Source organism: Streptosporangium sp. H13245, assembly GCF_055690525.1.
In genome coordinates, this window is sequence record NZ_JBSZKT010000031.1 from 86,847 (window position 1) to 99,807 (window position 12,961).

Annotated in this window: 1 protein-coding gene; it reads right to left on the reverse strand. The window is 72.3% G+C overall.

The window, feature by feature from the left end; genetic code table 11:
* Position 1 precedes the first annotated feature (1 nt).
* Positions 2-12,799 carry a hemopexin repeat-containing protein gene (locus tag ACW9TB_RS30685; RefSeq protein WP_472751574.1) on the reverse strand — a complete coding sequence of 4,266 codons (12,798 nt, stop codon included), beginning with the start codon at positions 12,797-12,799 and terminating at the stop codon, positions 2-4.
* Positions 12,800-12,961: the final 162 nt, after the last annotated feature.

The following is a 12,961-nucleotide window of genomic DNA, read 5'->3' on the forward strand; positions in this document are numbered from 1 at the left end:
TTCACACCGCCCGGTAGGTGAGTACGAGCCCGATGTTGGTCAGGCTCTCCCGATCGCCGTCCACGGTCAGCGTCCACTCCTCGGCCCGCAGGCCGGGGACACGGATCGCCTTACCGTCGTCGATGAGCCGCCCGTCGAGGCGCAGCCTGGCCGATCCCCCGCCGGCCGGTTCGTAGCGCGCGTACATCCCGGTGATCTGGCCCCCGATCATGTCGGGGAACATTTCCGGCGCGATCGGCAGCACCAGGTCGTCGCCGCCGAGGAAGGCCCGCCACTGCTCGGCGAACTCACCGGCCACGTCGACGTACCGTGCCGCCGCGTACGGCCGACGCATCCCGCGCACCGCGTTGGCGAACACGTCCCCGCCCTGCTCGGCGGTGTACTTGAGCAGCAGAGTCACGTCGGACAGGTCGTGGGGGCGCCGGCCGGTGATCTCCATGCGCCACGTCGACACCGCTCCGGTGCCCTCGAACGGCAGGTAGCGCTCGTCGTCGAAGCGCAGCTCGAACAGGCCGTTGTTGTCGCGGTGCTGCTCGGTGTCCGACAGGGCGATCTGCTGGCTGGGCCTCCAGTCCGACCGGACCGACGCGGGCGCGTCCCCCTTGGCGTCGACCAGGTATCGCACCGCCTTGGCGTCGGGGCTGAGCACCGTCCTGTGGCCGGTCTGGGTGAGTACGGCGTTGACCTCGATCGGCCCCTCCGGCCCGTCGAACACGACCGAGACGGTCTTGACACGCCGCCGGTAGTGCCCGGGGAAGTCCCGGTCGAACAGCTCCTCGGTCAGCGCGAACTCGCAGCGGCCCTCGTTCCTCAGCGCGAGCACCGCGAGCGGGTCCAGCTGAAGCAGGGAGATCCGCTTGGTGATCTCCATGCCGCGGTTGTCGGAGGAGGTGTAGGCGTTGCCGAGGCGTTCGACGTCGACCGCGAGGGACTCCCCGGCCAGCAGGCCGTTGCGGCGGCTCTCCCAGTAGACCGGCTGGATGTACGACTCCGACGTGCCCCGCTCGTACTGGTAGGCGCGTTCGGCGGCCTTGGCGATCTCGTGGGCCAGGCCGTAGGAGGCGAAGTACGCCGACGCCAGGCGACCGGCCTTCCACCGGTAGAGCTCGGCGTTGGTGAACTTGCCGGTGAGGAAGGTGGCCACGGCCTCCAGGTCGGCGATCTCCTGGTCGACGATCTCCAGCTCGCGCCGGGCGGCGGCGAGGCCGGCCCTGGCGGCGGTGATCTGGTGGCCCAGTTCGCGCTGGTCGGCCTTGGCCAGCATGACCTGGTAGCGCCAGTCGCCCTCCTGGCGCTCCTGCTCGACGCGGACGCCGTACAGCTCGCCGAGGACGCTGAAGGCCTCGCCGAGGGCCTGGGCGATGTCGGAACCGACGTCCAGGACCCTGCCGGCCTGCTCGCCGCCGAACATGGTGCCCATGATGAGCGGACCGGCCAGGACTTGCGGGGCGGCGTACGCGACGGCGGCGCCGATCTTCAGCCCGGCGGAGGCGAAGTGCGAGTTGACGCCGTCGGTCATGGCGCGGATCTGGGACTGCTGGAGCGGGGTGAGGCCGGTCTCGACGAGGTTCTCGTAGTACTTCTGCCGGGCCGTGGCGGCCTCGCGGGAGGCCTCGGCCTGGGCGAGGTTCTCGGCGGCCGACTCGACCTGGGCCTCGCGGACGGCCCGCGTCATCTGCCGGATGTTGCCCTCCTGCCGGGTCTGCAGCAGGGTCAGCTCCTCGGCGTCGCGGCGTTCGAGCACCCCCAGGAGCTCGCCGCCGAAGCCGCGCAGCCGGTCGGCCAGGTCCTGCGCCCTGCGGTGCAGGAAAGCGAACCGGTGGTGCGGGACCGGCGCCGACAGCCCGGTCGTGACCTGGTCGGGGGCGAGCCCGGCCGCGGCGCCCCTGACGAGGGCCATCACGTCGGCGGGTGGCTCGAACAGGGGCAGCGGGCGGCTGACGCCCATGATGTCGAGGGAGGCCCTGATCTTGCGGAGCCGGTCCTCGACGCGGTCCCAGTAGTCGCCCAGCACCGTGTTGCCGGGGATGAAGAAGTAGGGGTCGGCCACGCCGCGGTGGATGGCCCCCATGCCGTCGAGCAGGGTGCCGCCCGCGGTGACGGTCTCGGCGTACGGGTCGGTGACCTCGGCCGGGTCGAGCTCGTCGTAGGTCCTCGCCGTGGACAGGTGGCGCGGGCCGGTGCCGCGCGGGCGCTCGCCGAGCAGGTCGTACGCGAGGATGTAGAGCATCCTGGCCTCGTCGACGCTCTCCAGCGTGTACTGGCGGAACAGCAGGTCGCCCCAGTCCAGCAGGTTGTCGACGTAGGCCATCACGACGGCCCTGCGGTAGGCGGACGGGCGCAGCTCCGCGATGGCGTGCGGGTCGAACGGGTCGTCCAGGTAGGTCTTCAGGAGGGCGCCGTGGTCGCCCATCAGGTCGTACTGGCGGCGCAGGCGGGCGATCATGCCGATCTTCTCGCGGAGCCGGGCGTCGCCCTCGAACGGGCGGACCCGGTCGGCCAGGCCGTCGAGCAGGGTCAGGTCGGCGGTGGTGCACGCGCGGGCGTGCTCGAAGAGCGGGGCCAGCGACTCGACGTCGGCCAGGATCGGCCGCAGGTCCCGGCCGACGTCCGGGGGCAGGTTCTCCAGGTCGGCCAGGCACCCGGCGACCAGCGCCCGCGGGTCGATCGCGAGGAAGGGCAGGAAGCGCCAGTAGCGGTCCTGCTCGGTGGGGTCGAAGACGTACTCGTACCAGGTCTTGGCGTCGGCGAAGCGCTGGGCGGCGTTGAGCGCCTGGGCGATGAGCAGCGGCGCGTGGAAGAAGATCTCCCAGTAGTAGCGGCCGTTGGCGCTCTGGAAGTCCAGGTGCGTGCTGACCGGCACCCCCGCGACCTCGGCCCGCACCCTGATCGTGGTGGAGCCCGTCGCCACGGTGCTGAAAGCGGGCAGCTCGTCGATCTCCTGGGTCTCCGGGGCGAGCAGCGCGGGCACGCCGCCGACCAGGAGCCTGCGGTTGAGCTCGAACGCGGTGCTGGAGGTGAGCCGCACGATCTCGTGCGGCAGGGCGGCGTACTCGTAGGGGCGATGCACGACGCCGGTCTTGGGGTAGACGACGTACTGGCCGCCGAGGAACAGGAACAGGTCCGACGCGGTGTCCATCGCGCCGGTGTAGCGGGTGGCGAAGCCGGGCGGCAGCGAGCGCCAGTTGCCCTCGATCGGGGCGAAGTCGCCGGGCGTCGAGGGCTCTCCGGTGGCGGGGATGACGGCGTATTCCTCGCCGCTGAGGAGGTAGCGCCGGTCGCCGCGCTGGAAGGTGGCGTCGACGGCGCGCGGCAGCGCCTTCGGGTAGCCGGTGTCGGCGACCAGCGGGATGTCGGCGCCGTTGAGCGTGTAGCGGTAGTACTCCAGGCCGCTGACCAGGAACAGGTGGTCGCCGGACACGTAGGCCGCGTCGACCGTCCCGGTCGTGTTGAGCGCCGTGGCGATCCTGCCGAGCGGGCGCGTCGGGTGCTGGGCGGGGTCGGTGCCCACGGTGAAGGTGTCGTCGCCGAAGAAGTACGGTGTGCCGTTGACGTCGGCCGCCGCCCGGATCCTCGCGGGCAGGCCGTCGGGGTTGTCCCTGAGCGCCCGGGGATAGCCGTCCTCCTGACGGCCGTTCTGCGCGACCTTCGTGTACGTGTCACCGAAGATCAGGAACAGTGTGGTGCCCCTGACCAGCGTGGCCTGCACCCGGGCCCTGTCCGGGACCGGCCACCTGTCGCGCACCCGGCCGGGCGGGCCGAGGAGGCCGCTCGTCACGTCGCGCTGGGCGTAGGTGTCGCCGTTGAGGAAGTACTCGGCGCCGTTCCAGGTGAACGCCGTGTCGATCGAGGTCCAGCGCGGCAGGTCCTCGGTGTTGGCGGCGAGCTGCCGGGGGTGGCCCGCGTCCATCTTCCGGTCCACCAGGCGTCCCCGGTAGCGGTAGTACTCGCGGCCGGTGAACACGTAGGTGAACTCGCCGCGCACCAGCACCGCGTCGACCCGGCCTGTGGTGGCCAGCTCCCCGCCCGCCAGGTTGCCCCAGCGGCCCGCGGTGGGCTCACCGGCCGTCTTCAGCGGGCCGAACGGCTTGGTGACCAGGAACTCCCCGGTCAGGTTGTCGAAGAAGTAGCGGGTGTCGCCGTGCTCGAAGGCGGCGTCGACGCGCTCCCAGGCGGGCAGCCGGTGGCCGTTGCCCTTGAGCTCCAGCACCGGCGGGTCCTCACCGGGGTCGGCGATGACCGGGCGCACCAGGAAGCTGCCGCCCTTGTGGTCGACGCTGAACCAGGGCCCGTCGGAGGACTCGACCGGCATGTTGAACGGGACCACCTCCCCGGCGACCGGCTCGGCGAAGACCCTGCCGACGTCGACCGGCCTGGCGGGCCGCGCGGGCGTGGCGATCGGGAGGGCGTACAGCTCGGGGGTGAGCGCGAACGACGAGGCGTGCTTCTTCCCCCCGGCCGCGTATGAGCAGGACACCACGATCGAGTCGTGCGCGCCCGTTCCCGCGCCGGGGACGGTGGCCGAGGCCCGTACGAACAGGGTCGCGCCGGTGATCGGGCCGTCGTGCGGGGGGCCGGGCGGCAACGTCTGCGGGGCGACCCACTCGCGGTTGAGGTTCTGGAAGGAGTAGAGGACCCGCACCCGGTGCTTGGGCGGCGGCGCGGAGACGTTCTGGCTCTCGCCCTCCGTCGTCGCGGTGATGACGGTCTTGCCGGTGCCCTCGGGCGCGACCGCCTCCACGACGCTCCAGAAGACGAAGACCCGGCCGAAGGCGTGCACGGGGTCGACGCGGTCGGCGTCGATCCGCGCGTCGACCCGGTTCCACGGCTCCCAGCTCGCCGACAGGCGCTCGCCGTCGCGGAACTCGGCCTCCCGGAGGTACCAGCGGCGCGGATCGGTCCGGGTACGGCCGAACAGGACGAGCCTGCGGGTGCTGTCGGCGTCGTCGTCGGCACGGTAGACGTAGGCCCCGGCGATGGCCAGGCGGCTCACCTCGGTGTACTCGTCGAGGTAACGCCGGTAGGCGTGCTGGACCGTCTCCGCGGTGATCTCGCCCTGGAGGAGGTCGTCCTCCAGCTCCCTGAACGCGGGGGTCCTGGTGTCGCGCAGCTCGGGGCGGACGTAGTTCTCCGGGTAGAGGAAGACCTTCCGGTTGGCCTCCCAGGTGCGGTAGTTCCGCAGCCACTGCCACCAGGTGCGCAACCTCGGCTTGACGTCCTGGCCGTCGTCGAGCTCCTCCAGGTCCAGGAGATAGCGGTGCAGGTAGAGCTGGGTGGCCGCGATGGCCTCCCGCACCCGTGAGGTGGTGCCCTCGCGGCCCATCTCGACGTCGATGAGGGCGTGCTCGTAGATCTCGGCGGCGTCGGCCAGCTCGGGGTGCAGGTGCAGCACCGCCGGGACCAGCGCGTCGCGCCTGGCCACGTTGAGGTCGTCGTGCGCGAGCGGGATCGCCGCCTCGGGCAGCAGGGCCTCAAGGGTGTCGGCGGTGGCGCCGTACAGCGCCGACGGACCGGCGCCCATCCTGTCGGCGACCGAGAACAGGCGGGTGAGCTTGAGCAGGAACTCGATCTCGAACCGGTCCTCCTCGGCGGGGAACTCGGTGATCAGGCCCGCGTTGCGCTTGACCCACCGCAACTCGTCGGGGTCCCACGGGAACAGCTCGCACAACCGCTCGTACGGCTCCTTCGCGCCCCGGGCCAGCATCTGGGCCAGGCCGGGGTGGCGCCGGTTGAGGTCGGCGAAGGCGACGACGGTGTGCATGTCGGTCAGGCGGTAGTCGGCCGTGTCGGACCAGCGGTGCCGGAAGAGCTGCGGGAAGGTGCGGTCGACCACGTCCAGGCGGCCGGAGTAGCGGACGTACCGGTCGTCCCTGGCCAGGTAGGCGGCCTCGCCCAGGGTGAAGGCGCCGGTGACGCCCGCCTCGAAGGAACTCGGCAGGTCACCCCAGTCGTCCTTGATCGTGCGGGGGTAGCCCTGCTCGACGTGGCCGGGCGCGCCGGGCGCGTAGCGGACGTACTGGTCGCCGGAGAAGACGTACAGCTCGCCCCCTCGGCCGACGAACGCGGCGTCGATCACCGGGGTGGTCGCGAACGCGTTGCGGACGCGGCCGAACCGGGCGGCGACGGAGCCGACGGCGCCGTCGACGGTGAAGCGGTCGCCCTTGAAGAAGTGGACCCTGCCGTCCTTCAGGAAGGCGGCGTCGACACCGTCCTCGAACTCGGCCGGGAGGTCTCCCCAGTCGCCCTCGATCGTGCGGGGGTAGCCCTCGTCGACGTACAGGTAGTCGGCACCGGTGTAGCGGACGTACTGGTCGCCGGAGAACAGGAAGGTGTGCCGGTCGCGGACCAGCGCGGCGTCGACCCTCCCGAGGTCGGCGATTGTGTTGCGCACCCTGCCCAGCAGGCCGATCGGGTACGTCGCGGACGCCGACGTCGAGACGGCGTGCACGAGGTTGCCGGTGACCAGGTGGGCGGTGCGCCCGTTCGCCACCGCCGCGTCGACGCCGTGGACGGCGGCCGCGTCGTCGAAGGACTCGGGCAGCCCGGCGAAGGCCGCCTCCCTGCGCAGCTCGCGCACGATGGGCCTGGGGTAGCCGGGGTCGACGTACCGGTAGCCCGGTCCGGTGTAGCGGACGTACCGGTCGCCGCCGAAGAGGTAGGTGTGGCCGCCGAAGACCACCGCCGCGTCGACGGCCGAGCCGAACGGGCTGGCCGAACGGCCCCAGCGGTCGCGGATCCGGGCGGGCGCGCTGAAGGCGCGGTCGGCGTAGGTGGTGAAGGTCTCGGTGAAGAAGAAGTGGGTCGCCCCGTCGGTCCCGGTGAAGGCGGTCCTCAGCCGGTCGCCGGGCGCGACGGTGAAACCGCGCCAGAGGCGTTCGATCGGCCGGGGGTGGGACCACAGGCCGGTGTCCTCGCTGAACCGCACGCAGCGCTCGCCGCTGAGCAGCACCGTCGTCCGGCCCTCGAACAGCACCGCGTCGGGCACCGGGAACCCGTCCGGCGCCTGCCAGAACGTCTCGTCGACGAGCGCGGGGGAGCCGGGGTCGGGGCTCTCGTAGGGGCCCTCGTCACCGGTGTAGGTCAGGTGGCGCATCGTGCCGCCGGGCCCGGGGGGCTCGAACAGGTGCGTCGTGCCGTCGCGGTGGTAGGCCAGCGCGACACCGGTCAGCCCGCCCCAGTGCTCGGCGACGGACCTCGGCTCACCGTCGATGACGGCGCCGTCGGCACCGTCGGCCGGGTCGCCGTAGACGACGAACTGGTCCCCGCTGAACAGGTACGTCCTCCCGTCCCGTCCCACGAACGCGGCGTCGACCGTGTTGTCCTGGTAGATCGTGTTGCGCGGGCGGCCCCACTCCTCGTCGAGCGGGTAGTCCTTGCCGACGGCCGTGTCGAAGCACATCGGGCCCTTGAACAGGTAGGTGTTGCCGTCGGCCCCGGTCAGCACGGCGTCGAGGCCGTCGCGGTATCCGGCCGGGACGGTACGCAGCGCCGGTGGCCGGACCGGCTCGTGGCGTTCGGGGCCCTCCAGGGCGTGCTGCCGCCGCCAGCCCTCGGCGGTCTGCACCATGACCGAGCCCCGGTCGACGTAGGCGGCCGTGACGCCGGGCAGCTCGTAGGACCTGTGGAGGCCGTCGGAGACGGCGTGCCACTCGCCGCCGCGGAACAGGTAGACGGTACGCCGGTCGGCGAACGCCGCGTCCACCCCGTCGAGGGTGACCTTCAGCGCCCCCAGGCGGGGCTCCCCGGCCAGCGCCGACAGGGCGCGCGGGTAGCCGTCCTCGACCACCCGGTAGTCGTGGTCGCGGTAGCGGACGTACTGGGAGCCGGAGAACAGGTACGTGTACGTGCGGGTGACGTCGGCGCCGTCGACCTTCTCGGTCACCTCCGTGACCAGGGTCGCGTCGACCCGGCCGGTGCGCTGGATCGTGTTGACGACGTTGCCCCAGAACGCCGAGGTGGCCGCCGGGTAGCGGTCGTCGACCTCGGTGTGGTCGGCACCCGAGTAGCGGACGTACCGGTCGCCGGAGAAGACGTAGGTCTTGCCGTCCTTGCCGGTGAACGCGGCGTCGACCCGGTCGAACGGGAGGCTGTCCCAGCGTTCGCGCAGGTTCCGGGGCTCCGACCACCAGCGGTGCCGGTTGTCGAAGACGACGAAGCGGTCACCGCTGAACAGGTAGGTCTGGTTGTCGCGGCCGGTGAGGACCGCGTCGACACCGGTGAACGCGTCGGGCAGGTTGAGCCAGTTCTCCGCCAGCGGCCGGGGAAACCCCTCGTCGGGCACGGTGTGGTCGCGGGTGGAGTAGCGGACGTAGAACGGGGTGTCGTCGCCGTGGACCCGGACGCGGTCACCGGCGCGGCGGACGGTCAGCACGATGCCACCCTCGGCGGTCACCCGCCACTCGGGCGAGGCGCCGGTCACGGCGGCGGCCGGGCCGACGACCACGCCGTGCTCGGAGAGGCGGCGGCGCAGCGCGGGCGAGCAGTTGCCGTCGGCCAGCTCGGCCTCGTATCCGGCGGGCAGGTCGAGGATGAGCCCGGCCGGGCCGAACAGGTGGGCCGCGCCGTCCATCACGAACGCGGCGTCGACCCGGTCGAGTCCGCCCCAGTCACCGGCGACGGCCCGCGGATACCCGAGGTCGACAACGGAGTAGTCGGCGCCGGAGTAGCGGATGTAGCGGTCGCCGCCGAACAGGTAGGTCCTGCCGTCGAGCCCGACGAACGCGGCGTCGACCCGGCCGCCGGGCAGCGCCTCGGCCGCCAGGCCCCACCGCTCCGCGGTCGGCACCACGCCGCCGGACCCGCCGAGGGCGACGGTCTTGCCGTCCTTGAACAGGTGGACGGTGCCGGAGCCGTCCTCGAAGGCCGCCTCGACGGCCCCCTCGAACTCGACCGGCACACCCGGCCGCCACGTCTCGATGCGCCGAGGGTACCCCTCGGCCACCCGGACGCCGTCGTTCTCCGGGTTGTCGGTGTAGCGCACCACCTGGTTGCCGGAGAACAGCAGGTACCCCTCGGCGTCGGCGTACGCCGCGTCGACACGCTCGGCGCCGTCGAAGGTGTTGCGCAGGCGGCCCCACCGCTCGGTGAGCGGCCGCTCGGCCACCCCGTCGAAGGCGCGGTCGCCGGACAGGACGTACGTGCGGCCGTCGTGCCCGTGGAAGACGGCGTCGACCGCGTCGCGGAAGGCCTCGGGGAGCGGCGTGTCGCCCTGCCACCACTCGGTGACCGCCCTCGGGTAGCCCTCGTCGGCGTACGCGTAGTCGTCGCCGGAGTAGCGCAGGTACTGGTCACCGGCGAACAGGTGGGTGCGGCCCTCGGGGTCGACGTAGGCGCCGTCGATCCTCCTGGGAGCGGTGAAGTTGTTGCGTACCCTGCCCCAGACCTGCTCCTTCGGCGCCCAGCGGGTGCCGCCGGGCTCGCGGGTGAAACACCGCGAGGCGGGGCCGGGGCCCCGGCCGACGATCCACTCGGTGCCGTCGGGCAGGGTGAAGGCCGCGTCGATCGCGGACAGGCCCGCGAAGTGGGGCGACAGGTCGGTCAGCGGCCTCTGCCGGGAGTCGGCCAGGGCCAGGGTGTCGGCGGAGTAGGTCCAGTAGACGTCGCCGTGGAACATGTGGATCAGGCCGTCGTGGCCGGTCAGCAGCGCGTCGAAACGGTCGTGGCCGGGCGGCAGGGCGAGCGGCTCGGGGAACTTGCCGGTCAGGTCCTGGTCGCGGAAGGCCACGGTGACCTCGTCGGCGTCCAGGCCGAGCTTGGCGGCCAGCCGGGCGAAGCGGCGCAACCGCCGGTAGACCCGCCGGAAGTCCGGCCCCGCCCGGCCGGCGCCGCCGTCCCCGAGGGCGGGGGCCACCAGCACGTCGAGCGCGCCGGGCGCCACGGCCGCGCCGATCGCCTCGACGACCGGGCCGGGCACGCCGAACACGTCCTGGAGCAGGGTGAGCAGGGTGCCGTGCTGGAGCGCGGCCAGCTCGCCGAGGGTGCCGGCCAGCTCGACGATCGCGGCCGTCTGCTCCTTGGCCACCGCGTGCAGCAGGAAGAAGACGTCCCTGGCGTAGTCGTCGAGGCCGGGCAGGGTGAAGTCGAGCGCGCTGGTGACGGTACGGAAGTAGGCCAGCCGGTGCTCGGGCACGCCGAGGCTCCCGGTCAGGTGCCCGGCCCCGACGAGCATCGCGACCAGGCGGGAGCGCTCGCCGTCGTCGAAGCCGAGTTCGGTGAGGGCGTCGAGGTCGAGGCGGTAGGGAGCCTGCGCCCGCGTGATGCCCGCGATGCGCTCGAAGGCGAGTTCCCCGTCCTCGTGGGTGAAGCCCTCACCCAGGTCGAGGCTGCCCTCGGTGTCGTCGAACCCGTGGCGCAGCTCCTCCTTGACGTGGCCCTCGTGGGTGACCACGCCCTCCAGCCGCCCGACCAGCCGGGTGGCCATGGCCTCGTCCGCCAGGTCCGCGAGGTCGGCGGGGGAGATCAGGTGCGTTTCTGCCTTAACCGCCGCGAGCTGGGCCTTCATCGCCGCCAGCACGATGCGCCGGACCGGGTGGAACTCCAGGGCGAGGCCGAGGTCGGCGAGGTCGAGCGTGGCGAGGGCGGCCTTGTCGCGGTAGGTGCCGTCGGCGTCGACGACGCCGTTGAAGCGCAGACTCTCGGTGAGCGCGGCGAACTGCTCGGCGGTCAGCCTCAGCTCGCCGAAGGCGGCCGGGTCGAGCGGGATCCTGGCCGCCCGGTAGCCCTCGACCCGCTCCCTGAGCAGGGCCAGCACGGCGGGCGCGACATCGTCGAGGGGCGCGTCGACGCGGAAGCCGGCGGCCCGCGCGGGGTCGGCGAACATCTCGGGGTCGAGGACCTCGCCCGTCTCGGCGAGGTAGCCGTTGTGCACCAGGTTGTCGTAGAGCTCGGCGCGACCGGCCTCGGTGAGATGCGGCAGGGCGGCGGCCAGGTCGGAGGGGTAGAAGGCGTCCAGCCCGGCGACGGCGCCGAACAGCGGCTCCCGGCACGCGGAGAAGTCCCCGGCCAGGGTCAGCTCGGCGGGCAGGTCCTCGGAGACGAGCAGCCCGTCGGCCTGGACGACGTTCCTGACGACGAGGTTGGTGAAGATCTTGGTGGCCAGCCGGTCGCCCAGGCCGAGGCCCAGGAAGTCGCCCTTCGCCAGCACGGCGAGGTCGCCGACGGCGTCGTAGGCGGCGGTGGCCACGGTGGCCGGGTCGATCCGCAGCAGCCGCGGGTCGTGCGGGGAGACCACGCCGTCGGTGTACGTGGTCAGCACCTCGTACAGGACCTGCGCGGCCCGCTCGCCGAACCGGTCGGAGACGAGGGCCCGCGGGGTCAGCGCCACGTCGGCGAAACGCTCGGCGATCCCGGCGATGACCTCGGCCTGCTCCTCCTCCGACTCGGGGGTGGCCGGTTCGCCGAGGACGGCGACGAGGTCCTCCCCGGTGAAGCCCCACGTGCGCATCCAGGCCACGACCTCGAACACCGTCTGGGCCAGCCAGAGCGAGGCGGCCGGGTCCTCGTCGCGTTCGAGCATGCGGTGGATGTCGCCGGAGCGGCCGTCGAGCACCGGGAGCACCGGGAAGGTCGAGTGGCGCTCGATGGCCGGGTCGGCCTCCAGCGCGGCCAGCACGGCGAACAGCTCCTCGACGGACATGCCCAGGGCGCCGGTCAGCCGGGCCACCCTGTTGAGCACGACCAGGCCGGGACGGCCGATGCCCCGGTCGAACGGGCTCTCCTCCAGGGGGCCCGCGTAGCGCGCCCGAAGGCGGCGGACCACCTCGGCGATCTCCGTCTCCGCCAGGCCGATGGAACGTGCCAAAACCCGCCGGTAGGGGCGGTTCCGCGGCGCGAGGATGTCACCGGAGGGGAACGGGCCGTCCTTGATCTCGTTGGGCAGCGTCCGGGTGATCAGCGCCTCGATCAGGTCGAACGGCACGTCGTGGGTACGGTGCAGGTGGGTCGCGGCGGCCACCGCGCGCAGCGTGACCAGGTCCAGGTCGCCGGAGACGCCGGAGGCCACCCGGTCGAGGTCGGTGAACGACAACCCCGTCCCGCGGGCCAGCCGGACGAAACGGTGGGCGCGGTCGAACCACTCGCGGGGAGGCTCGCCACCGGAGCGCAGCACGAGCGTGCGGCCGTCGGGGCCGATGTCGACGACGGCGCCCTGGTGCACCCAGAACCCGCTCCGGGAGCGTTCCAGCTCGGGGTCCTGGTAGAGCAGCTCGTTCAGCTCCTCGCCGGTCAGCGAGGTCGCGGCCAGGAACCGGCCGACGTCGCACAGCGCGGGGACCGGCTCCTCGCCGGGGCCCAGGCCGTAGACCTCGGCCAGGGAGAGGTCGTCGGGGCGCGGGACGGAGACGAGGTCGACGTCCTCCGGGGTGAGCCCGAGGTAGTCGCGGGTCACCCGGTCGGGGTCGACCCTGGCGGCGAACAGCCGGTAGAACTCGACCGGATCGACCCCCAGATACCTCAGGTAGGTGGTGAACCGCGCGGCGTCCAGCAAGAAGGGCAGGCCGCGCGGGTGCCTGAGCGTCCTCAGCCGGTCGTACGGCCGCTCGCCCACCAGGGCCTCGAGCACCTCGTTGACGATGTCGAGGTACGGCAGCGCGGTGAAGGTGTTGTCCGCGTCGAGTCTGACCTTCCCGATGCCCGGCCGGCGCCGCAGCAGGGAGACGTCGTGGAAGGTCTCCTGGAGGAAGGTGAGCAGGTCCGTCAGATAGGCCGCGGGCGAGTAGACGGAGCGGGCCTCATCACCCGCCCGCAGGTCGAGGTGCCCGAAAAGCCGTTCGTAGCCCGGTAACGAGGCGTCGCTGCGCACGCGGAAGGTTCCCTCCGTAAGTAGGCCCCCGATTCGGACGCCTCATGCTCGCCTATCCGGAGAAGAAGATCTACCTCCCCGAACGGTGACATTTTTGATCTATATGGTTTAAAGCTGAAAAATCCTGATTTGTGACGCCGGGGGTGGCGGGGGTGGCGGGGG